Annotated in this window: 21 protein-coding genes; 11 read left to right on the top strand and 10 right to left on the bottom strand. The window is 59.8% G+C overall.

The window, feature by feature from the left end:
* Window positions 1–41: 41 nt before the first annotated feature.
* On the bottom strand, window positions 42–1,232 hold the full coding sequence (locus B9Z47_RS14140; protein WP_108331876.1) for an ABC transporter substrate-binding protein: 1,191 nt from the start codon (window positions 1,230–1,232) through the stop codon (window positions 42–44).
* Window positions 1,233–1,429: 197 nt separating this feature from the next.
* On the opposite strand from B9Z47_RS14140, the gene B9Z47_RS14135 reads away from it, so the two are divergent.
* Both B9Z47_RS14135 and B9Z47_RS14130 read left to right on the top strand, forming a co-directional pair.
* The gene (locus B9Z47_RS14135; RefSeq protein ID WP_108331875.1) at window positions 1,430–2,176 is read left to right on the top strand and encodes an aspartate/glutamate racemase family protein; all 747 of its coding nucleotides are present in this window, start codon (window positions 1,430–1,432) and stop codon (window positions 2,174–2,176) included.
* A gap of 373 nt (window positions 2,177–2,549) precedes the next feature.
* Window positions 2,550–3,164 (top strand): CYTH domain-containing protein, encoded by a 615-nt coding sequence (locus B9Z47_RS14130; RefSeq protein ID WP_108331874.1) that lies wholly within the window; start codon window positions 2,550–2,552, stop codon window positions 3,162–3,164.
* Between the two features lie 39 nt (window positions 3,165–3,203).
* Here B9Z47_RS14130 and B9Z47_RS14125 read toward each other — a convergent pair whose 3' ends face one another.
* A complete protein-coding gene (locus B9Z47_RS14125) occupies window positions 3,204–4,112 on the bottom strand; it encodes a LysR family transcriptional regulator (RefSeq protein ID WP_108331873.1) in 909 nt (302 codons plus the stop codon).
* Window positions 4,113–4,273: 161 nt separating this feature from the next.
* Here B9Z47_RS14125 and B9Z47_RS14120 point away from each other — a divergent pair, with 161 nt between their 5' ends.
* The gene (locus B9Z47_RS14120; RefSeq protein ID WP_158271699.1) at window positions 4,274–5,248 is read left to right on the top strand and encodes a tripartite tricarboxylate transporter substrate binding protein; all 975 of its coding nucleotides are present in this window, start codon (window positions 4,274–4,276) and stop codon (window positions 5,246–5,248) included.
* Between the two features lie 37 nt (window positions 5,249–5,285).
* Here B9Z47_RS14120 and B9Z47_RS14115 read toward each other — a convergent pair whose 3' ends face one another.
* On the bottom strand, window positions 5,286–5,756 hold the full coding sequence (locus B9Z47_RS14115; protein WP_108331871.1) for a cupin domain-containing protein: 471 nt from the start codon (window positions 5,754–5,756) through the stop codon (window positions 5,286–5,288).
* 14 nt (window positions 5,757–5,770) lie between these two features.
* Window positions 5,771–7,477, bottom strand: coding sequence for a sulfatase-like hydrolase/transferase (locus tag B9Z47_RS14110; RefSeq protein ID WP_108331870.1), 1,707 nt, complete (start codon window positions 7,475–7,477; stop codon window positions 5,771–5,773).
* 169 nt (window positions 7,478–7,646) lie between these two features.
* Here B9Z47_RS14110 and B9Z47_RS14105 point away from each other — a divergent pair, with 169 nt between their 5' ends.
* Window positions 7,647–8,474 (top strand): alpha/beta hydrolase, encoded by an 828-nt coding sequence (locus B9Z47_RS14105; RefSeq protein WP_158271698.1) that lies wholly within the window; start codon window positions 7,647–7,649, stop codon window positions 8,472–8,474.
* A 53-nt stretch (window positions 8,475–8,527) separates the two neighbouring features.
* On the opposite strand, the gene B9Z47_RS14100 is transcribed toward B9Z47_RS14105, so the two are convergent.
* The 3 genes from B9Z47_RS14100 to B9Z47_RS14095 are packed head-to-tail and all read right to left on the bottom strand — an operon-like array spanning window position 8,528 to window position 11,326.
* Window positions 8,528–9,757, bottom strand: coding sequence for an ATP-binding protein (locus B9Z47_RS14100; protein ID WP_233253813.1), 1,230 nt, complete (start codon window positions 9,755–9,757; stop codon window positions 8,528–8,530).
* Window positions 9,687–10,367, bottom strand: a complete 681-nt coding sequence (locus B9Z47_RS19020) for a helix-turn-helix domain-containing protein (protein WP_233253812.1) — start codon at window positions 10,365–10,367, stop codon at window positions 9,687–9,689. The genes B9Z47_RS14100 and B9Z47_RS19020 overlap by 71 nt, the downstream gene beginning before the upstream one ends.
* Window positions 10,364–11,326 (bottom strand): AraC family transcriptional regulator, encoded by a 963-nt coding sequence (locus tag B9Z47_RS14095; protein WP_108331868.1) that lies wholly within the window; start codon window positions 11,324–11,326, stop codon window positions 10,364–10,366. The genes B9Z47_RS19020 and B9Z47_RS14095 overlap by 4 nt, the downstream gene beginning before the upstream one ends.
* 100 nt (window positions 11,327–11,426) lie before the next feature.
* Between B9Z47_RS14095 and B9Z47_RS14090 the strand changes: the two genes are divergently transcribed.
* Entirely contained in the window at window positions 11,427–12,830 is a 1,404-nt protein-coding gene (locus B9Z47_RS14090; protein ID WP_108331867.1) for a cytochrome P450, read from the top strand.
* Window positions 12,831–12,835: 5 nt separating this feature from the next.
* On the opposite strand, the gene B9Z47_RS14085 is transcribed toward B9Z47_RS14090, so the two are convergent.
* Both B9Z47_RS14085 and B9Z47_RS14080 read right to left on the bottom strand, forming a co-directional pair.
* Window positions 12,836–13,099, bottom strand: a complete 264-nt coding sequence (locus B9Z47_RS14085; RefSeq protein WP_108331866.1) for a Txe/YoeB family addiction module toxin — start codon at window positions 13,097–13,099, stop codon at window positions 12,836–12,838.
* Window positions 13,096–13,350, bottom strand: a complete 255-nt coding sequence (locus tag B9Z47_RS14080; RefSeq protein WP_108331865.1) for a type II toxin-antitoxin system Phd/YefM family antitoxin — start codon at window positions 13,348–13,350, stop codon at window positions 13,096–13,098. Before B9Z47_RS14080 ends, B9Z47_RS14085 begins: the two co-directional genes overlap by 4 nt.
* Before the next feature lie 141 nt (window positions 13,351–13,491).
* On the opposite strand from B9Z47_RS14080, the gene B9Z47_RS14075 reads away from it, so the two are divergent.
* Complete coding sequence (locus B9Z47_RS14075; RefSeq protein WP_108331864.1) at window positions 13,492–14,670, top strand: serine hydrolase; 1,179 nt, start codon at window positions 13,492–13,494, stop codon at window positions 14,668–14,670.
* 127 nt (window positions 14,671–14,797) lie between these two features.
* Here B9Z47_RS14075 and B9Z47_RS14070 read toward each other — a convergent pair whose 3' ends face one another.
* The gene (locus tag B9Z47_RS14070) at window positions 14,798–15,778 is read right to left on the bottom strand and encodes an AraC family transcriptional regulator (protein WP_108331863.1); all 981 of its coding nucleotides are present in this window, start codon (window positions 15,776–15,778) and stop codon (window positions 14,798–14,800) included.
* A gap of 107 nt (window positions 15,779–15,885) precedes the next feature.
* Here B9Z47_RS14070 and B9Z47_RS14065 point away from each other — a divergent pair, with 107 nt between their 5' ends.
* From B9Z47_RS14065 to B9Z47_RS14045, 5 genes are all read left to right on the top strand, one after another.
* Window positions 15,886–16,275: a carboxymuconolactone decarboxylase family protein gene (locus tag B9Z47_RS14065; protein ID WP_108331862.1), complete on the top strand. Its 390-nt coding sequence runs from the start codon at window positions 15,886–15,888 to the stop codon at window positions 16,273–16,275.
* Window positions 16,276–16,298: 23 nt separating this feature from the next.
* A complete protein-coding gene (locus B9Z47_RS14060) occupies window positions 16,299–17,360 on the top strand; it encodes a 3-keto-5-aminohexanoate cleavage protein (protein WP_108331861.1) in 1,062 nt (353 codons plus the stop codon).
* Window positions 17,361–17,388: 28 nt separating this feature from the next.
* The gene (locus B9Z47_RS14055; protein WP_158271697.1) at window positions 17,389–18,390 is read left to right on the top strand and encodes a tripartite tricarboxylate transporter substrate binding protein; all 1,002 of its coding nucleotides are present in this window, start codon (window positions 17,389–17,391) and stop codon (window positions 18,388–18,390) included.
* Window positions 18,391–18,396: 6 nt separating this feature from the next.
* A complete protein-coding gene (locus B9Z47_RS14050; protein ID WP_108331859.1) occupies window positions 18,397–19,221 on the top strand; it encodes an SDR family NAD(P)-dependent oxidoreductase in 825 nt (274 codons plus the stop codon).
* Window positions 19,222–19,423: 202 nt separating this feature from the next.
* Window positions 19,424–21,046, top strand: coding sequence for a long-chain-fatty-acid--CoA ligase (locus B9Z47_RS14045; RefSeq protein WP_108331858.1), 1,623 nt, complete (start codon window positions 19,424–19,426; stop codon window positions 21,044–21,046).
* The last annotated feature ends 21 nt before the right edge of the window (window positions 21,047–21,067 follow it).

Below are 21,067 nucleotides of genomic sequence, written 5' to 3'. Positions count from 1 at the left end.
GGACTCGGGCGTGCGTCTGAGTCCATGGAAGTCGCCGCCTGTCAGTTCTTGATTGTTCCAACAAACAGTGTCTGAAATTCCTTGCCGTCAAACTCGTTCACAACCAAAGGAACGCCAACCTGACTGCGACGACCAAAGTCTGCATTGCCGGTGAATTCCAGTTTGGTTGCGCCGCCTTTGACAAAAGGATTGGTCATCGAGAACGTTGCCATTTCTTTCTTGAACACCTCAACGTCATTGACCGCAGCAGGGTTTTTCTTGAGCACAGCCAAGATCAACTCAAGCGCGTAAACCTTGGTGCCGGCTTCGTCGTTCCATTCGCCCACGCGCTTTTTATAAGCGCCTATGAACTCTTTCATGTAATCCGACTGAATCGACGGGGTTGATGCGCCGCCCACGCTCATGAAACCTTTGGCTTTATCGCCCGCCACTTGCGCCAATATCTTGGAGTCCTGACCTGTTTCAGTGGAAATGGTGCCCTTGAAACCCAGATCACGCGCGGCCTTGTTCAACAAAGGTGCATCGGCTGGTGCCACACCCGACAGCACAATGTGATCTGGCTTGGTCTTGATGATCTTGGTCATCACTGGCATGAAGTCCTTGGTTCCGGGTTCATAGCTGTCCTGCTCGGCAACCACCTTCAAACCTAATTTTTTAGCGGCCTCTACGCCTTCGACCTGTTGGTTCTTGGCATCTGATTCATTGCGTGCCAAGAAAGCGATTGATTTGGCACCCTTTTTGGTTTTCAGGTATTCGTAGATGATCGGACCGACTTGGTAACTGGCCACCATGCCCAACACCGATGCGTTGGCCGGTGCTTTGTACAGTTCCTTGGCAAAGGCATAGGGGAAGTGCAATGCCTTGGCACGTTCCATCACCGGCTTCACAGCCAAGGCCGTGGTGTCAATGTTCGGACCAATGATGTATTTGATGCCCTGACTGGTCAGCTTCTCGGCATTGGTCACCGAAACTTTGGGATCATTTTTATCGTCCAAACCCACCACTTCGATTTTGTACTTCTTGCCACCGATTTCAACACCACCTTTGGCGTTGTACATGTCCGCTGTGGTTTCTGCGCAGTACTTGTTGACGAGCCCCCAGGATGCGGCTTCGCCAGACATCACACCGTTCACACCTATTTTGAGCACTTCTTGTGCTTGCGCAGCAGCCACGAACCAAATTGGTGCAATGGCAGCCACCGCCACAAGTCGCAAAGTCGAACGTTTTTTCATATCTTCAGTCCTTTAAGAGTGAGAGAACAACAAATTGATCGTCAGCCAATCCAACGCATCGAAATAATTTATGCAAACAACATGCCAATATTTTTGTGTGCATAAATGATTTGCGATCGTATGCAATGTAGCCTACACTTTTGCAAACGAGACAAGTATTTACCCTAACCCAGCCACATTCAAAAAGAGAACTTCGCATGAAAATCAAGGTCATCAACCCCAACACCACCGCCTCGATGACCCAGCTGGTCGCTATGGCTGCGCAGAGTGTGGCGGGAACCGGCGTACAGATTCAAGCTGCGCAACCTGGCGATGGGCCGGTGTCAATCGAAGGTTTTTATGACGAAGCGATGGCCACTGTGGGTTTGCTGGAGGAAGTTCGCAAAGGCGAGGCAGAAGGTGTAGATGGTTATGTGATCGCCTGCTTTGGTGATCCGGGACTGGATGCCGCACGCGAAATCGCGAAAGGCCCCGTGGTTGGCATTGCAGAAGCAGCCATGCGTACAGCCAGTTACTTGGCCACGGGTTTCTCCGTGGTCACCACCCTCACGCGCACGGTGATCATTGCCGAACATCTGGTCGATAAATATGGGGTTCGCAGCCACTGTCGCAAAGTGCGCGCCTGCGACATTGCCGTGTTGGAGCTGGACAACCCCTTGAGCAATGCTTATGCCACCATCCTGGATGAATGCAAAACAGCATTGATCCAGGACGGCAGCGCGGCCATCGTCCTGGGCTGTGCCGGCATGACCGATTTGTGCAACCGCTTGTCGGAAGATCTGGGGGTTCCCGTGATCGATGGCGTGACATCGGCTGTGCTGATGGTCGAATCTCTGGTGCGTCTGGGGTTGAGCACCAGCAAAAAAGGAGACTACGCTCTGCCTCTTCCCAAACCCTATACTGGCAAACTTTGTCACCTGGCACCACAGGCCAAGCCGTCCTGAAATGCCTATGCGAAATGTGGCTCAACTGCTTCGCAAGACTGTCTAGAGACGTGATTTGAGGTGACAACCACTGTCGCTTGCCCACACATTGACACGGCTCGCCAGACCTGCGGCCCCCACAGGTTCGCCCTGAACCGAACCTTGACTAACTCACGGCCATCACGTGATCGTTACCTTCGTGCTGGGGCCTGAGCCCTTTGGCCATGAAATATGTCAAGGACTGGATCCCGCCACGCGTTGAGACAACGTGGTGCACGAATCACGGGACATACCGGTGAAGCCCTTGGCTTTGGCTTTGATGGGCCTTTTGTGGCTGGTGGTGCGCCCAGTCAAACCGCGTCTTGGTCTGTGCCCTTGAGTAACATCTCTGCCCATGGAAACCGAACTCAAACTCAGTCTGAACGCGCAAGACCTGCCGCGCCTGCTGGCCCACCCGCTGCTGGCTGGTGCGGGCAGTGTGCAACGTCTGCTCAACACCTATTTCGACACGCCCGAACTGGCCCTGCAACGCCGCCGCATGGCGGTGCGCGAACGACTGGCGGGTGAGCAATGGCTGCTGACGGTGAAGACCGCGGGTCACAGTGAGAACGGCCTGTCACGCAGGCAAGAGTGGGAAGCACCGACCACGCGGGGTGATTTGCAGTTCGACACGCTGGTGGACGACGCTGACCTGTCGGCCGAACTGATGGACCTGCGCCCCACATTACAAGCGCTGTTTTGCACCGATTTTGAACGCCAGCGCTGGGTCATCACCCACGATGGCGCAGACATCGAAGTCGCCCTCGACCAAGGCCGTATCCATGTGCCCGGCACCGATGTGAGTGAGCTGCTGCTGGAGCTGGAACTTGAACTGCTCAGCGGCCCAGAGTCAGTACTGCTGGCTTTGGCCGACGTGCTGCGCCAGACACCCCAAGGCCCCGTGGCGCTCACGCCCAGCGATGCGAGCAAGGCGCAAAGGGGCATGGCGCTTTGGCAGCGTTTGAACTGACGCGACTACAAGCCCGATCGCACACAGCAAGCGGACCGCTCACACACCGGACTCGCGCAACAACGTGGATTCCTGCCAAAAAGTATCAAGCAGGCGCTGTGCAGGCAAAGACAAGGGCGCATCTGTGCGCGAAAAAATGTGGATGGTGGTCGCGGGCAAAGTCTCTTGCAAACTCAGCGCCACCAAACCCATGCGCGGGCCGTGGGTCGCATAAAAGCGCTCGGGCACGATGGCCAGGGTGTCCATGCTGGGCAGCACGGCCAGCAAAGTCGAAAACGACTCGCAGTCCACCGTGACCTTGGGCGCAGCAAACCCCCGCTCCTCAAAGCCGAGATGAACAGGATCCCCCGGCCCCAGTCGTGGCCCTGAGAGCAACCACGAAGCACCGGTCAAGTCATCCAGCCGCCGCGCTTGGGCCAAGGGGTGTCCCTGCTTGGCGACGATGACCGATGGGCTGTCGATGAGTGAAGCCGCTTGCAGATCCCGCCCGATGCCTGCAGGCGGCAGGGGGCCGAGCGCCATGTCCAGCTCACCCGAGCGCAGTTGCTGCAAGGCTTTGGGGTACAGGGCATCGACCAGGTGCACGCGCACATGGGGCCAGCGGGACTGAAACGCCGACACGGCGTTCGCCGCCAGCATGAGCGCCGCTGCGGGAGACACCCCGACGCTGAGGGTGGTCTGAGTGTCGCTGGTCAAGGCCGCCACCTCCTGGCGAGCGCGCTCGATCTCGCGCACCACCGTGGCGGCACGCGCGGCCAACATTTCGCCTGCCGGGGCCAGCCGAACGCCTTTGGGCGAGCGCACCACCAAGGTGGCTCCGAATTCGTCTTCCAGTTGCTTGAGTGCCTTGGTCAAGGCGGGCTGCGTCACGTTCATGGTCGCAGCCGATGCCCGCATGCTGCCGGTCTGGGCCAGGGTCAGCAGCAGCTGAAGTTGTTGCAATCGCATCGAAAAACCTCTTTTTCTGATAACCCATGGTAATCGTCTTCACCAAATGCGATTGGCGGTCTGCTGGCTGCGCCGATAGCATGATTTTGGGTGGCTTAGCGCGTGTGTCCAAGCATGGCACAAGTCAGACCCAGCGCCTCACACACAACAAGGATGGAGACATGATCCAACGCAGACAACTGATCGGACATTTGGCCGCTGCACCGCTGCTGGCCTGCCTGCCCGCACGGGCACAAAGCTACCCCGACAAACCGATCCGAATGATCGTTCCCTTGCCCCCGGGCAGCCCGCCAGACGTGCTGGCACGCCACCTGGCCGATGCCGTCAGCCGCAATTGGAAGCAGACCGTGATTGTGGAAAACCGGCCCGGTGCCACCGGCATGATCGGCCTGCAGGCCCTGTCACGTTCGGCCCCCGATGGGTACACGATGGGCGTGATGTTTTTGACGCACACCGTGCTGCCCGAACTCATTGGCCCATTGCCCTACAACACGGCCACCGACTTTGCGCCCATCGCCAACCTGGTCTGGCTCTACAACGTGTTGGTCGTACCCGCATCGTCGAGCATCCAAACCTTGCAAGACCTGGTCAACCGTGCACGAGCCGAGCCCAACGCGCTCAACTACGGCTCGGGTGGCAACGGCTCCCCCGCCCACCTGGTGGCGGAGTCCTTCTGCCAAGCCAGCAATGTGAAGATGACGCATGTCCCGTTCAAAGGCCCGGCCGAAGCGGTGTCGGCCCTGATGGGCAACCAGATCAACGCCATGTTTGCCACGGTGCCCACAGCCGCCGCACTGGTGCGCTCAGGCAAATTGCGTGCGATTGCGGTGACCAGCCCACAACGCCTGAGCGCCCTGCCCAATGTGCCCACACTGGCCGAGGCGGGCGTGTCCGGGGTGGAGCTCAAGGAATGGGAAGGTCTGGTCGCACCGGCAGGCACACCCAAAGCCATCATCGACAAATGGAACCAGGAGTTGTTCCAGGTGCTGGCTTCGAGCGAGCTGCGCGCCAAGCTGGCCGATCTGGGCATGTCGGTGGTCCCGCCCCACCCCAGCAGTGACTTTGCGGACCTGATCCGCAAAGAGCTCGATCACTGGGGCAAGTTTGTGCGCACCACCGGGTTGCGGCCAAGCTGATCTCCACAAGTGGCCCGACAGAGCCGGGCCACTGGCATTAATTGGCCGATGAAATCGGCGGCTCGAACACCACCCCGAATTCCGGCGAGATTTCTGTCACCTTGCGCGGGTTGGCGATGTTGTGAATGCGCCGGTACAAAGCGGGCAACTCGCCTGCAGGTTCAGCCCAGAAAATGGCTTGCACCACCTTGCCACTGTTGTTGTAGAAAGCATGTGGAATGCCCTTGGGCAGGTGACCGACTTCACCCGCGTGCACCGTGCTGCGCACACCGTTGATCACCACATCCACCGAACCATTGAGCGGACTGAGGTACTCGTCCTGCTCGGGGTGCGTGTGCGGCGGCACAAAGCTCTCTTCCGGGAAGGTGGCATGCCAGACAAACTGCTGGTCGTCGTACTGTTTGGGCGTGTAGACCTGGCCCATGATGTTCCAGGTCACCCCATCGATGCCGGTCGGGGAATGGTCGCAATCGGGCAATAGATCGGGCAATTGAGCAGTTGGGCTCATGGGTGTCTCCGGTTTCAGGCTTTTTCGGTGGTGACGTGCTGGCCCGTCAGGCGGTCGAGCGCCTCCTTGACCAGCGGGTTGTGGCTTGCATAACGGGGTTTGAAGGTCTGCCGCTGCGCCCGCAAATCGTCTTCGTCGGCATAGCCGATCAGGATGCCGTTTTCGGCAATGCGTGCCTGGATTTCGGTGTTCTCGATCATTTCGTCCGACACCGTGACACGCTGGCGTGGACGCCGGGCCCACTCGAACAGGGCTTCGTGCAAACGCGCCCGTTGGCGCACATGCTCGGGATCGGCCGAGGCACCCAAATCGTTCAGCTCATGGGGGTCGGACTGCAGATCAAACAGCATCGAACGGTAACCTTCGCACAGCACGTATTTCCAGCGGCCATCAAAAGCCATCCGCATCCAGGAATCAATCGGCGGCTGCTGCAATTCGATGCGGGCATCCTGGAACGCGTAGTCGCATTCGCAGACCGCGATCTCGCGCCAATCGGGGGGCGTCTGGCCAAACAGCCAGGGACGCAGAGAGCGGCCATCCATGATGTGGGGCACGGGGTTGCCACCGTACACATCGAGGAATGTGGGCGCGATGTCCACCGCCTCCACCAGGGCCTGGCAGCGCGTGCCCCGGGTGGCGTCTGCACGGGTATCGGGGTCGTAAATGATGAGTGGCGTGCGCACCACTGGCTGATGGAACAGTTCCTTGTCGCCCAGCCAATGGTCGCCCAAAAAGTCGCCATGGTCTGCGCAGAACACGATCATGGTGTTCTCCATCAGGCCGCGCTCTTCCATGAAGGCGAAGAGCTTGCCCATCTCGTCGTCGATCTGCTTGACCAGCCCCATATAGCCCACCATGACCGCATCGCGCACGCCGGGCTTGGCAAAGGTGCGCGAAACCCTGTGATGCGTCATGGCGGCATAGACCGGATGCGGATCTTTGAGCTCGCCCTCGGACCGCACCACGGGCAGGGCGTCCTCGGGTTTGTACATGCCTGCATAGGGCTTGGGCACCACGTAGGGCCAGTGCGGCTTGATGAAAGACAAGTGCGCGACCCAGGGCTGATCGCCCGCCTCGCGCATGAAGTCCATGGCGCGGCGCGTGGTGTAGGGCGTCTCGGAATGTTCGTTGGGGATGCGGGCAGGCAAATGGCTGTACTTCAGGTACCAGCCCGAGCGGAACTGGCCTTGCTCGTCCACCACCGTGTTGGCCCACTCCTCCCAGGGGTTGTCACCCCCGAAGCCTTGCTTGCGCAGGTAGAGGTTGTAGTTGGGGTCGGGGTCATGGCCAGAAAACGGGTGAATGCCATCGTCGCGCTCGTAGGGGTCAAAACCGCACTCGGCGATGCGGACACCGATCTGGGACTCGGGATCGATGCCCAAACGCGACATGCCAGAGGAATCACCACGCATGTGCGTCTTGCCAATCAACACCGAACGCACACCCAGCGGCCGCAGGTGGTCACCCAGTGTCATCTCGCCTGCCTTGAGCGGCACGAAGTTCCAGCTCACGCCATGCGACTGCATGTAGCGACCGGTGTAATAGCTCATGCGTGAGGGCCCGCACACGGGCGACTGCACATAGGCGTTGTCAAAGATCACGCCCCGCTGCGCCAGACCGTCCAGGTTGGGCGTGTGCAGCTTCGGGTGGCCATAGCAGGACAGGTGATCGGCACGCAGCTGATCACACATGATGAAAAGGATGTTCTTGACGCGTTTCATGACGGCGGGGCCTGGTGCAGGCACAAGTGAACGATGGCCCATCCTAGGCAGAGCACGGCCCGCCATCCAATCGTATTTTTTAAAGCCGATTACCAAGGGTTATCGGCTTGAATTTCAATCAGGCCCAAGGGTAGCCCTTGCGCCGGCTCAACTGAATACACTGGCACCCATGCACCCCAACACCGCCGAATTCCAGTACGTCACAGGCCAGATGCGCGAAAGCTTTGGCGAGTTGCTGGCCCGCTTTGAAGCCCGTAATGCCCAAGCACTGACGATGCCCGGCTGGGAACTGGACCTGCCTTATGGCCGGCATGCACGCGAAGTGGTGGATGTGCACTCCAGCGACACCAAGGCGCTGGGCACCGTGGTCTACTTTCATGCGGGTTACTGGCAGTCACGCGACAAATCGCAGTTCCGATTCCTGGCACCCGCCTTCAACGCCATGGGCTGGGACATGGCACTGGTCAACTACCCCTTGTGCCCCGAAGTGAGCGTGGCGAACATCGTGGCCTCGGCTGCGCAGGCTTTGCAAAAAATCGCCACCCATCAAACCGAACGAGGGCGCACCGGCCCGATCGTGCTCTGCGGTCATTCCGCAGGTGCCCACCTGGCGATTGAGCTGGCTTTGCTGCAAGCCTCTGTCGCAGCGCCGCTGCCAATTTCAGGTGTCGTGGCCATCAGTGGCGTGTACGACCTGCAGCCCCTGCTGGACACCACGCTCAACACCCGGCTGCAACTTGATGCCAACTCGGCACGGGCCTGCTCACCCACACACCGTGTGCGGCCAGGCGCCACCCCGGCCTTGTTCGTGTGGGGCGACGCCGAAACCCCAGCGTTTCATGCCCAAAGCCAAGACATGGCGCGTTTGTGGCAGCTTCAGGGCAATCTGGCGCAGTGCTCGGCGGTGGCCCACGCCGACCATTTTTCGGTGCTTGAACACGTCATAGCAACCGATGGCCTGGTCGCAAAAACACTGCAATCGTGGGCTGGGGGCTGAAGCGACGCGCAAAGGGGGACGGGGCTTGGGAGTGAGTTATTTCAAGACTCTCATCAAAGGCGATTGCCTTCGTTCAATCTGCTGGGGCTTGCATTTGAAGGCAAATAAGCCTGCCATTTATGGTTGGGTGATTCTGGATACAAGAATGACAACTCTTTTGCCTGCACCATGGGCGTGAGGTGCTTGTTGCGCAGGTATTTCTTGTCTTTGTGCAGCAATGTTGCCAACTCATCTGCCCGCAACGCTTGCCAAGAGCACAAGTCCAAAATCAACTGACGCAAGCCTAAAGTCCCCATTCGCTTGCCGGGATCAAGCAAACGAAGAGCTAAGTTCTCAGGTAAGGGCGGCAAAGCTTGCATATTCGACGAGAGCTCTAGGTTGCCACCTTCAGGCTCCAGCTTGCCACCTTCAGGCTCCAGCTTGCCACCTTCAGGCTCCAGCTTGCCACCCACACCGCCAAAAAGATCACCCATTCCAGGGTTATCCCTTGCTCGTTCCAGTAATACATAGTGCGTCCGATTTCCAGCCCCCTGCTTTTCCAGTAATCCCTTATCGCGTAATCGACGCAACAAATTACTGGCCTGCAAAGTATCCAAACCGGAAAAGTCCCGACAGGCGGTGTTGTCGACAGCGCCGGTTTCTCGGGCGTAAATCAAAACCTTGGCCTCATCGGCAGACACAGAGTCACCCGACAAATTTTTGAGCCAAGCAAAATCCTCTTCCGTCAGCAAATGATGCAAAAACAGCGTTGCCCTGAACTCATTTCTTTGTCGATCTGACGAAAACTCAGGAAGTTGCAGTCCTGCGTCTGCCGCCAACCGCCGCATGGTTCGAATTCCTGAACCTTTTGTTTCGGCCCAATTGATCTCATGCAATACAGCTGCAATGGCCGGATTGCGCAGTCTTGAACCTGGAGCCCCCAAACTGCTCATATCCTTCAGCGAGAAGCCCGGATTCAAAATCTCGATCCGATTGCTGTAGCGCACGATCTGCACAGGACTGTGGTCTTGGTAACTTCGGTGCATCACTGCATTGGCAAGTGCTTCACGAATCACCTTGCGCGGCAACAAAGGCACTTGTTGACTTTGTAACTCGCCCTCAGGCAAACGAAAACCGCGAGGCAAGTCATCCACAATCGCCGCCTCCATCTTGGGCAAAGCCAGCATGAGAGGTTGGCGAATATCCACCGATGTGAATCGTGACTCCGGGTCATCAAGCCACTGCGTACCCACCACCCGCACATAGTCCATCCGCAACGCCGGAAACAAGCGCTGCAAAGCCATGGGCTTGCCAAAAAGCACCACACCGGCCAGCGTCGGCTTGACCTCGTCCCCTACACGCCGCACGGCTGACAAAGCCTCCAATTTGCGGCTGACTGGACCCCCGCAATATCCACAGATCTTCATCTACACAACGTTGATCGGTAGAACCAACGCGGCGATACGCCCCCTTAGGCAAACCTGTCGCCGTCAAATAGACAGGTTTTTGGCTGACATCGGCTTCAGGGACAAACACCACAATCACCGTCCGCTCATCCAACCGCTCGACTGCGATCTCTGGCCGCAGCACCACATTCAACGTGCTGGCACACATGGTGGCCAAATCACGTTGCAACTTATCCGGATCAGGCACACCTTCGGGCCAATAACGAACATCGCCCTTTTCATTAACGGCCCAATCCACACCCAGCAACAAATACCCACCGCCCAGACCTGGTTCGTTGGCAAACGCAATGACCGTTTCCAAAATAGATTTACCCATTTCACGGGCACGTTTGGCTTCAATGCGCGTCGACTCATCGCTGGCATTGAGTTCAGTGAGCAAATCTTGAGCTGTTCGCATAGTGCTTTTGTGTTTGTCGAATGCTGGCTGATTATGGCTGCGGAGTTTCAAGGCCGCAGGCCAAAGTGGGAAGACGCGACAATGTCGGGTGCCGTTTGAAAGCCCGCCAATTGAGCCCACGCCCGATAGACCCAAAACGCTTCTTCATGGATGAAGCCATGGCGCAAAGCCTCGGGGCTGAACCCGGTGATGCGGCGAGTCTCTCGGATGAAATGGCTCTGGTCTGAAAACCCGTTGTCCAGCGCAATCTGCGCCCAATCGAGTCGCTCTTCGAGCATGGCTTCCATCACCGCGAAAAAAGCAGACTCGCCCCTGACGGAGCCTTGCAATTTGCGCAAAGACCAACCTGTCCACTGCTTGATGCGCCGCTCCGACTGCCGCAAGCTGCGGCCCCATCCAGTGGCTGCGGCCCGCATGGCCAAGGCTTCCATCCACGGCGCAAGGTTCTGTCCCCATTCACGGGGCTGTCCGTTGTGTTCAGGCAGATCCTGCGCACGCTGCTGCCAGAGGGGCAACAGATCAGCAAACAGCCGCTGCACACCGAGGTCAACATCACCCGCCTCGAACAAGCGCTTGCACACTGCCAACAAGGCCGGAGGCAATACGCTGTGCGCATCGACTATCTGATCACCCAGGGTCTGCGGTGGCACACCGGTCATGGCCCAAAAGGCATCCGGGTACAAAATGAGCATCACGCCTTCTGCTTCTGGGCCATAAAAAGCGCTGCGGGGCAAACTGTGCGGCCCCATCACAGACATGCGTGGCACGGGCTGGCGTGCAGAAAAGGCATCATGGCCCACACCTGCAGCCAGCACGTCGATGCTGCCCTGAAGCAGGTAACTGATGGTGCACACGGGGCCTGCAGGGTAATGCCCCCAGCGCTGCGATTCGGTCAAACCCATGCCCACGGTGCTGCGCCACATCACTGCTCGCACACAGGCATGCAGCCCCCAGGGCGGCAACCAGTGGCGGACAGGCGAAAACCGGGGTGAAGCATGAACAGACAACATGGCCAAAGTATAGGTAAGCGGTCATCCACGCCAAACGGATAAACCCAAAGTGTCGATTCGATTCAAGACGCCGCACCCGTACGACACGCAAGATCGCGCCATGAACACACAAACCCAAGCCTCGCACGCATTACCCCCCGGCCCTTCTGCCCCCCTGTGGGGACTGAACCTCCTGCGCACCATGAAAGCCGACTACCTGGGCTTTGTGGCTGACTTGCAGCGCCAACTCCCGGACGCGGCCCATGTGCAGGTTCTCAACGAACACATCACCCACGTCTTTCACCCTGAATGGGTGCGCGAAGTGCTGGTGGACCAAGCCGACGCACTGATCCGTTGGGAACGCGCCACCGATGTTTTCAGTGTCTCTATGGGGCAAAGTGTGCTGGTGACCGAGGGCGCACTGTGGCAGCGCCAACGCCGCATGCTGCAACCCGGCTTCACGCCCAAGCGGGTGGCGGGCTATGCCGCACTGATGGCATCAGCGACCTCGGACGCTCTGAACACACTGGCCTTTAGCCCGTCTGAGCTAAGCGTGGACATGGACACCCTCATGACGGACATGACGCTCGATGTGATTTTGCGTGCGCTGTTCGGTGCTCACCACGTCACCGATGCCCGTCCCATCTCAGAGGCCATACAGACTTTGAGCCATTCGGGCATCGCGGAACTGTTCAAACCATTTTCCTGGCCCTTATGGATGCCTCTGCCATCGGTGCGCAAAGTGCGCCATGCCAAACGAACGCTGGACCAATTGATCCAGCAACACATTCAGGCACAACCACCAGCCACCGAGCACGGTGGTGAAGAGCTACTGACCATGTTGCGACAAGCCCGCGACCCCGAGAACCCAGACCAAGGTCTGAGCGCGCAAGAGCTGCACGACCAGACCATGGTGATGTTTCAGGCCGGCCATGAAACCACGGCCACCGCCATGACCTGGTGGAGCGGCCTGATCGCTCGTCACCCCGAAGTGGCCGATCGCATCCACGCCGAAATAGATGCGGTGCTGCAAGGCGAGACGCCAACACCGGCCACTTTGCAGCAACTGCCTTGGCTGCAAGCGAGCCTCAAAGAAGCCATGCGCCTTTACCCGCCAGCCGCAGTCTTGATGACACGACGCACAACCCAGGAGGTGACAGTCGGGCCGTGGACCGTGCCCCAAGGCCATTTGATCGCCTTCACGCCCTATGTCATCCAGCGCGATGCACGGTGGTTCGAGTCACCCGATGAATTCAAGCCAGAGCGCTTTTTGCCCGGTGCACCAGACATCCCACGCGGCGCATGGATGCCCTTTGGCACGGGCCCACGGGTCTGCATCGGTCAGCACTTCGCCATGCTTGAAATGGCTTTGATCGGCGCCATGCTGATGCAGCGTTTTCGATTGGAATGGCCTGAAGGTGAACCATGGCCCGAAGGTGATCTGGCTGTGACTTTGCGGCCTGCGCAAGCCATTCGACTGAAACTGCATCAAAGGGCCGCCATCACACCCCCACAGATCGGTTGAGTCGCTTACTGGTAATGCCCCCGACAGGCAATCACGGTCAGCTCCACATCGTCCACGGCATAGACCAGCCGATGTACATCATCGATGCGTCTGGACCAATAGCCAGACAGATTGCCCAGCAGGGGCTCGGGCTTGCCAATGCCTTCAAAGGGGTCGCGCCGAGCGGCATCGATCAACAGATTGATGCGCTTGAGTGTCTTTTTGTCCTGTCCTTGCCAGTACAGGTAATCCGCCCATGCATGCGAGGTGAAGGCAATCCCCCGGCTCATGAAGCGAGCAATTCGCGTCGTTTGGCTTTGCCGGCTTTGTGCTCGGCAATGGATGCTGCCAAGTGGGCTGCATTGGCCGGACTGGACAGCAGGTGCAGGGTTTCGGCCATGCTCTGGTAGTGCGCCATGGACATCACCACCGCATCGCCGCCGTCGCGGCGGGTGATGATGGTGATGTCGGCATCGTCTTCTACGCCGTCCAGCACTGACTTCAGTCCGTTACGTGCTTCGGAATAACTGATGATTCGCATGGCTCATACTTGTTCAATATATTGGACAAGTATTGTAGCTTGACCCATCCCGGTTTGCACAGCTCACCTTTTCGGGTGCTTTGGGTGATAAGCCCGTAGCGAACACTGGTGTACAAAACACCCTTGTTCTGGAGCCCCTCAATGACCACCAACCACACTCCTCTTGCCCATGCCCTCCCTGCTGAAGTGGGCTTGTGCCCTGACCGCACCCAGCGCCTGATGGACGTGCTGCGGCGCGAAGTGGACAGTGGGCGACTTCCCGGTGCCGTTGCCATGATTGCTCGGCGCGGTCAGATCGCCTTGTTCGAAGCCGTGGGCCAGCAAGACCCGGCCAAGGGCACGCCCATGCAGACCGACAGCATTTTCCGCATCTATTCGATGACCAAGCCGGTGGTTTCGGTGGCGGTGATGATGCTGGTCGAGCGCGGCCAGTTGCTACTCTCCGAACCGGTCAGCCGCTGGTTGCCTGAATACGCCAAGCAGCAAGTAGCGACCGCCAACGGGCTCGAACCGGTCAAGCAAGAAGCCACGGTGCAAGACCTGCTCCGCCACACGGCGGGACTGACCTATGAATTTTTGGGCACATCGCCCGTGCAGCAGCAGTACGGCCAAGCGAAAATCGCCTCCCGCGAGCGGACCAATGCCGAGTTTTCGCAAACGCTGGCGGCGCTGCCTTTGCAGTTTCAGCCCGGCAGCGTGTGGGCCTACAGCCGCGCCACCGATGTACTGGGGCGCTTGGTTGAGGTGGTCAGCGGGCAGGGCCTGGGTGCATTTTTGCAAGCCGAGATTTTTGGCCCACTGGGCATGGTGGACACCGGCTTTGCCGTGCCGCCCGAGCAGCATCACTGCATTGCCGAGCCCTTTGCGCATGACCCCGATGGTGGCGTGCCGATGAAGGTGCTTGAACCCCGCGATGTGCCCGCCATGGAAGGCGGCGGCGGCGGCCTCATGTCCACGGCCATGGACTACACCCGCTTTTTGCAGTGCCTGCGCAACCGGGGCGAGCTGAACGGCGTGCGCCTGCTCGGCCCCCACACGGTGGACTACATGACCGCCGACCACCTGGGCGGCATGCCAGCCGACGGCACTTTGCTGCCGCCGGGTCACGGCTTTGGTCTCGGGTTTGCGGTGCGCACCCAGCTGGGCGTGTCGCCCGTGCCCGGCTCGGTTGGCTTGTATTACTGGGGTGGCATCGCGGGCACCACCTTCTTTGTGGACCCGGCGCTGGACATGTATGCCATGCTGATGATCCAGGCACCCAACCAGCGGGATTACTACCGGCCCTTGTTCCGCGATCTGGTGTACGCGGCGCTGGTCTAAATCAGGTCGGTGGCTTTAGCCCCAACATGAAGGTCTAGGCACAGGCTGCATGTCGGGGCTAAAGCCGCTGACCGGGGTCACGGTGCAAGCATTCCAGACTTCAGCGTGGCAGATCAACGAGACAATCTCAAGCATCGCGCGCACGGGCATCAAACTGGTCACGGTACCAACGTGAGAATGCGCTCGGTGCCGAAAACCCCAACAAGCTGGACACCTGCGCCAGCGGTCTGGATTTGTCTTGCAGGTACTGCCCCACGATGCGGCGGCGGTGGTCATCGACCAACTGATGAAAGCCGTTGTCTTCGGCAGCGAGTCGCCGCGTGATGGTGCGACGATCGCAGCCGAGATGCTGTGCCACCACGTCGGCGGTGCACTGACCCAAGGGCAGCAAAAGCAAAATCAGTTGTTGCACCTGGTGCGTGAAAGAGGGCGCATCCACCGCCTTGGATGCCACCAACTCCTGCGCATAGCGCGCCATCACCGGGTCGGCGCTGGGGTTGGGCTGGTCCAGGTCTGACTGGCTGCACATCAAGCCATTGAACTCGTGGTTGAACGCCACTTGGTCGCCAAACACACGGTGGTGTGTCGCGCGATTGGCGGGCGCTGCGTGAGAGAAGCAAACCAGGCGGGGCCGCCATGCTGCACCCATGAACAGGCTCAAGATGCGGTAGGTCACGGCCATGGCCAACTCCGCCGCCTGCCGCCGTGATTCGGAAAGGTCCATCGCGAACTCCTCGCGAATCAGGACCAGCGTGTCCGCTTCTTCGATCCGAATCACCAGGGCTTCGTTGTGCACACGGATGTGGCGAACGATGGCATCGAGCGCATGGCGCAAAGTGGGCTCGTCGCGCAGCAGCAAGCCCAAAGGCCCCAGATTGGACAACCTGCGCGACTCGCCCATGCGCAGGCCGAATGCGGGCTCTGCCGCTTCGCGGGCTGCCATCTCCAGCAGCCGCACCACCGCGTTGGTGTCGATCTTCAAGTCCGGATCGCTCAGGCATTTGGCAGGCAAACCCACGGCGCGCACCAGCGTCAGCGGCTCCAGGCCGCATTGCTGCGCAATTTCTGTGAAATTGGTCAAGCTGGCACTGCGGATCAGGGTGGACATAGGGGATTCCCGTAAAGTCCCAAAATGGTAAGTTAATGTCCCATTTTGTCAATTGGCTTGTCCCCGTTTTTTGAATACTGGCTGCAGTTTCAAAACGCCACACACCCATGTCCACGCCCCACTCTACCGATTCATCTCCGACACCCATCAGCGACGCTCTGCATGCCAACGGCTACTGGAACCCCAACTGGGACCCGATCGCCGAGGTCGACAAGGTCTGGATGGAAAAGTTTTTGAACATGGGGCTGCATGGCAAACATATGCTCGACCCCAAGACTTTCGAGTTGATTGCGATTGCCGTAGACGCATCCTGCACTCACATGTACGCCCCCGGCGTGCGGACACACATCCGAAAAGCCCTGGAGCTGGGCGTGACAAAGGAAGAAATCGCAGCCGTACTGCAGTTGACCTCGGTGCTGGGCGTTCACACCATGAGCATGGGAGCGCCCATCCTGCTTGAAGAAGTCGCAGCCCGTCAAACCACAAACCCCACCTGAATCTTTAAAAAGGTCACCCACCCATGCATTTTCTTGACGATTCCCTCTTGCCCGAAAACCAGCAAAAACTCGTGATCCAGGTCGCGCCTTATGGCCCCCAATGGGTGCCCGGCGACAGCGATGACATCGCGGTCACGATGGATGACCAAATCCAGAAAGCGGTCGATTGCTACAACGCGGGTGCCACCGTGCTGCATGTGCATGTGCGCGAGGCCGATGGCAAGGGCAGCAAGCGCCTGTCGATGTTCAACGAGATGCTGGCCCGCCTGCGCGAGGCGGTGCCCAAAATGGTGCTGCAGGTCGGTGGCTCGATTTCTTTTGCCCCCGAAGACGACGGCCAGGCCGCCAAATGGCTGTCAGACGACACCCGGCACATGCTGGCCGATCTGGACCCCAAGCCGGACCAGGTCACGGTGGCCGTGAACACCAGCCAGATGAACATCATGGACCTGATGATGGACGGCGACTTCACCGGCACCTCTTTCGAGAACCCGCAACTGCAGGCGGCTTATGAAGACATGGTCGTGCCGTCCAACCCCAGCTGGCACCGCGAACACATTCGCCGCCTGGTGGCTGCGGGCATTCAGCCGCACTTCATGCTGGGCCATGTCCACCAGCTCGAATCGGTCGAGCGGCTGATCCGCCGTGGGCACTACTGCGGCCCGCTGATTTTGAATTACGTCGCCATCGGTGGCAGCTTGGCTGGACTGAACCCGGCCGACATGCTGGAATTTGTGCGCCGTGTGCCCGATGGTGCTGTGCTGACCCTTGAAACCCTGAACCGCCATGTCTACCCCATGACCGCCATGGCGATTGCCTTGGGTTTGCATGTGCGCTGCGGCATCGAAGACACCCTCAATGGCCCCCTCCGCGAACGCATGACTTCGGTGCAACAGGTTGAGCACATGGTCAGGCAGGCGCGACTGCTGAACCGCGACATTGCCAACGGCGATGAAGCCCGCGAGATTTACCAGATCGGCCAGTTTTACAAAGACACCGACGAAACCCTGGCGCGCTTGGGCTATGCCCCCAACCGCTTGCCCGGCGAACGCGGCACACCGCTGCGCCATGCCCGTACAGTCTGAGTTGACCGATTTCGACAAGGAGACATTCATGAACAAACCACTTCTCGCTTCGACCCTGCCACGCCGTACCTGGCTCGCACTCACCCTGGGCCTGGGCGCTCTGGCCTGCGGGGTGCAGGCCGACCCCCTGTCCGACCGCCCCATCAAGATCGTGGTCGGCGCGCCCGCAGGCGGCACCGCGGACATCATTGCCCGCCTGGTGGGCAACGCCATGTCCACGAGCATGGGCCAGCCGGTGGTGGTGGACAACAAGCCTGGTGCAGGCGGCGCCATCGCCATGGACGCCATGCTGTCCGCCCCCAAGGACGGGCACACCTATCTGCTGTCGGTCAACGCGCTGGTGACAGAGCTGCCTTACTCCATCAAGCCCAAATACGACCCCTTCAAGGACCTCAAGCCTTTGGTGGAGTTGGCAGGCAGCGGCCTGGTGCTGGTCGGCAACGCCTCGCTGCCGCCCAAAGACCTCAAGGAAATGATCGCTTACGTCAAAGCCAATCCGGGCAAGATCAACTTTGCGTCCTACACGCCAGGCACCCTGTCGCATGTGCTGGGTTTGCAACTCAACAAGCTGGCAGGCCTGGACATGAACCATGTGGGCTACAAAGGCTCACCCCCCGCATTGCAAGACGTGATGGGCGGATCGGTCCAGTTCATGTTTGACGGCTTGCCCACCTCGGTGCCCAACATCAAAGGTGGGAAATTGCGCGCATTCGCCGTCACGTCACCACAGCGTTCGCATGCTTTGCCTGATGTGCCCACCATGGCCGAATTGGGCTTCAAGGACATGACCCGTACCGCATGGCTGGGCTTGTGGGCTGTGCCCGGCCACCCCGATGCCGCGTTAAAACGCATCCGCGAAGAAGCCCTCAAGGCACTGGCCACACCGGCCGTGCGCGACCGCCTGTTGGCCGTGGGCCTGAACGTGAACACCCAAAACCCGCCCACACCTGAACAAATGGCCAAAAGCCTGCAAGAAGACTACGAGTCGGTGGGCGCCATGCTCAAGTCGGTCAACTACAAGCCCGAGTAAAACAGCATGCAACTGCAAGGCAAAGTGGTGCTGGTCACCGGGGCAGGACTGGGCCTGGGCGGCACCATCGCGCAAGCCATGGCCAGGCAGGGCGCATCACTGGTCATCTGCGATGTGAACCTAGACGCCCTGCACGCCACGCAAGCCGCAGTGCAAGCCTTGGGGGCCGACTGCCTCGCGCTGGAATGTGATGTCTCCGACAGCGCGGCCGTGGACCGCATGTTTGCTCTCGCAGGCCAGCGCTTTGGCACTGTGGATGTGCTGGTCAACAACGCGGCACGCATTCCCAGCTCGCCCGCCGAGACCGAACGGCGCAACCTGCACTACGCCTACATGACCACGCCCATGCCCCGCCAAGCGCTGGGCATCATCGCCTCTTTGTCCGATGAAGACTGGCTCAAGTGGTGGGCCGTCAACATGCACGGCGTGTTTTATTGCACCCGTGCGGCCTTGCGCTTCATGCAGCCCCAAAAGTCCGGCCGCATCATCAACATCGCGTCAATTGCCGGGCTGGGTGCAGGCAGCACGCACAGCCCGGGCTATTCGGCCACCAAGGCTGGGGTGATCAGCCTGACCCAAACCACGGCGCTGGATGTGGCCGGGGCCAACATCTATGTCAACGCCATCGCCTGCGGCGGCGTGCTCACGCCACCGTTCGAGTCCTACCTGGACACAGCGACCGAAACCCAAAAAAACAGCCTCTACCAAATGGTGCCCAGTGGGCGTTTGGGGCGTCCCGAGGAATACGCCAATGTGGCCGTGTTTTTGGCGGCGCAAGACCATTACCTGGTGGGTCAGGTCATCAGCCCCAACGGCGGTTATGTGATCTGAGCGCTGTTTTCAAAAGCACCCTCTTTTCAAGAGGGTGCCACGGACATCTTCACAAGCTAGACTTCAGACCTTAGACCACCTGACGCGGCGCTGCTGTCCATCAGGTAGGTCGGTGGCTTTAGCCCCGACATGCCTTCGCCATCCACACGTCGGGGCTAAAGCCACCGACCTACAAAAACCTTCCACTTTCTGGAGACAAACCATGCCCCAACCCGGCCTCATGATGAACCGCCCCCTGCTCGTTTCGGGCATCCTCGAACACGGCGCTGCGCAGTTCGGTGACCAAGAAATCGTCTCGCGCGAAACGCACGGCCCGCTGCACCGCTACACCTACGCCGATGCGGCCAGGCGCGCACGCCAGCTGGCCAACGCCCTCGCACAGATGGGCCTCAAGGCCGGCAGCGCGGTTGGCTCGATCGCCTGGAACAACCACCGCCACTTGGAGGCGTATTACGCCGTCTCAGGCAGCGGCATGGTCATGCACACCTGCAACCCGCGTCTGCACCCGCAGCAGCTGATCTATGTGATCAACCACGCCGAAGACGAGGTGGTGCTGTTTGACGCCACCTTCGCGCCGCTGGTCAAAGGCATTGCCGCGCATTGCCCCAAGGTGCGCGCATGGGTCTGCTTGGCCGATGCGGCCAACACGCCCGCCATCGAGGGGGTGGCCAACGTGATGAATTACGAAGGCCTGATCACCGGGCACAGTGACAGCTTCAACTGGCCCGAGCTGGACGAGCAAACCGGCGCGGCGCTTTGCTACACCTCGGGCACCACGGGCAACCCCAAGGGCGTGCTGTACACACAACGCGCCATCGTGATGAATGCCACCACCGCTTGCATGCCCGATGTGCTGGGCCTGTCCACGCAAGAGACTGTTCTGCCCGTGGTGCCCATGTTCCACATCAACGCCTGGTGCATCCCCTATGCCTCACTGGTGGCGGGCACCAAGCTGGTCTTGCCCGGCCCCAAGCTCGACGGCCCCAGCTTGTTTGAGTTGATGGACTCCGAGCAGGTCACCATCAGCGCAGGTGTGCCCACCATCTGGATGGGGTTGATCCAGCACGTTGAGCAAAACAACTTGCGCTTTGCCCACATGAAGCGCACCTGTGTGGGCGGCTCGGCCATGCCCATGGCACTGATCGCCAAGTTCATGGACACCTACGGCGTGGAAGTGCGCCACGGCTGGGGCATGACCGAGACCACCGCCGTGGCCACCATGAGCAACCTGAGCCGCACCGACCGCCTCAAACCCGCCGCCGAGCAACACGCCATCGTGGCCAGGCAAGGCAAAACCGTGTCGGGCATCGAGATCAAGGTCGTTGATGAAAACGGCGTCACCTTGCCCCGCGACGGCACATCGCAAGGCGAGTTGATGGTGCGCGGCCAGTGGATCGTGGAGCGTTACTTCAAGGCCGAAAAAACCGCGCTGGTGGACGGCTGGTTCCCCACAGGAGACATTGCCACCATCGACGCGCACGGCACCATGCAAATCCGCGACCGCACCAAAGACGTGATCAAGACCGGCGGCGAGTGGATCAGCTCGATCGACCTGGAAAACGCCGCCATCGGCCACCCCGCGGTGGCCATGGCCGCCGTCATTGGCGTCAAGCACCCTAAATGGGACGAGCGCCCGCTGCTGTTCATCGTGCGCAAGCCGGGGCAGTCGCTGGAGAAGCAAGAGATCCTCGACTTCCTCACCACCAAGGTGGCCAAGTGGTGGGTGCCCGACGATGTGGTGTTCCTCGAATCGCTGCCCGTGGGCGGCACGGGCAAGGTTCAAAAGAACGACCTGCGCAAGGAATACGGCGGCGTGTTCAGCTGATACGGCCCCGTCTTGGCGGGC

This window comes from Limnohabitans sp. 2KL-1 (assembly GCF_003063435.1).
Taxonomy (GTDB): Bacteria; Pseudomonadota; Gammaproteobacteria; order Burkholderiales; family Burkholderiaceae_C; genus Limnohabitans_A.
The sequence above is the reverse complement of the archived record's forward strand: the minus strand, read 5'-3'. Positions and strand labels throughout refer to the sequence as shown.

What these genes read in the sequence shown, in the direction of transcription:
- B9Z47_RS14140 (WP_108331876.1), bottom strand. Translation starts at nt 1,232, where the DNA reads ATGAAAAAACGTTCGACTTTGCGACTTGTGGCGGTGGCTGCCATTGCA.
- B9Z47_RS14135 (WP_108331875.1), top strand. Translation starts at nt 1,430, where the DNA reads ATGAAAATCAAGGTCATCAACCCCAACACCACCGCCTCGATGACCCAG.
- B9Z47_RS14130 (WP_108331874.1), top strand. Translation starts at nt 2,550, where the DNA reads ATGGAAACCGAACTCAAACTCAGTCTGAACGCGCAAGACCTGCCGCGC.
- B9Z47_RS14125 (WP_108331873.1), bottom strand. Translation starts at nt 4,112, where the DNA reads ATGCGATTGCAACAACTTCAGCTGCTGCTGACCCTGGCCCAGACCGGC.
- B9Z47_RS14120 (WP_158271699.1), top strand. Translation starts at nt 4,274, where the DNA reads ATGATCCAACGCAGACAACTGATCGGACATTTGGCCGCTGCACCGCTG.
- B9Z47_RS14115 (WP_108331871.1), bottom strand. Translation starts at nt 5,756, where the DNA reads ATGAGCCCAACTGCTCAATTGCCCGATCTATTGCCCGATTGCGACCAT.
- B9Z47_RS14110 (WP_108331870.1), bottom strand. Translation starts at nt 7,477, where the DNA reads ATGAAACGCGTCAAGAACATCCTTTTCATCATGTGTGATCAGCTGCGT.
- B9Z47_RS14105 (WP_158271698.1), top strand. Translation starts at nt 7,647, where the DNA reads ATGCACCCCAACACCGCCGAATTCCAGTACGTCACAGGCCAGATGCGC.
- B9Z47_RS14100 (WP_233253813.1), bottom strand. Translation starts at nt 9,757, where the DNA reads ATGGCTTTGCAGCGCTTGTTTCCGGCGTTGCGGATGGACTATGTGCGG.
- B9Z47_RS14095 (WP_108331868.1), bottom strand. Translation starts at nt 11,326, where the DNA reads ATGTTGTCTGTTCATGCTTCACCCCGGTTTTCGCCTGTCCGCCACTGG.
- B9Z47_RS14090 (WP_108331867.1), top strand. Translation starts at nt 11,427, where the DNA reads ATGAACACACAAACCCAAGCCTCGCACGCATTACCCCCCGGCCCTTCT.
- B9Z47_RS14085 (WP_108331866.1), bottom strand. Translation starts at nt 13,099, where the DNA reads ATGAGCCGGGGGATTGCCTTCACCTCGCATGCATGGGCGGATTACCTG.
- B9Z47_RS14080 (WP_108331865.1), bottom strand. Translation starts at nt 13,350, where the DNA reads ATGCGAATCATCAGTTATTCCGAAGCACGTAACGGACTGAAGTCAGTG.
- B9Z47_RS14075 (WP_108331864.1), top strand. Translation starts at nt 13,492, where the DNA reads ATGACCACCAACCACACTCCTCTTGCCCATGCCCTCCCTGCTGAAGTG.
- B9Z47_RS14070 (WP_108331863.1), bottom strand. Translation starts at nt 15,778, where the DNA reads ATGTCCACCCTGATCCGCAGTGCCAGCTTGACCAATTTCACAGAAATT.
- B9Z47_RS14065 (WP_108331862.1), top strand. Translation starts at nt 15,886, where the DNA reads ATGTCCACGCCCCACTCTACCGATTCATCTCCGACACCCATCAGCGAC.
- B9Z47_RS14060 (WP_108331861.1), top strand. Translation starts at nt 16,299, where the DNA reads ATGCATTTTCTTGACGATTCCCTCTTGCCCGAAAACCAGCAAAAACTC.
- B9Z47_RS14055 (WP_158271697.1), top strand. Translation starts at nt 17,389, where the DNA reads ATGAACAAACCACTTCTCGCTTCGACCCTGCCACGCCGTACCTGGCTC.
- B9Z47_RS14050 (WP_108331859.1), top strand. Translation starts at nt 18,397, where the DNA reads ATGCAACTGCAAGGCAAAGTGGTGCTGGTCACCGGGGCAGGACTGGGC.
- B9Z47_RS14045 (WP_108331858.1), top strand. Translation starts at nt 19,424, where the DNA reads ATGCCCCAACCCGGCCTCATGATGAACCGCCCCCTGCTCGTTTCGGGC.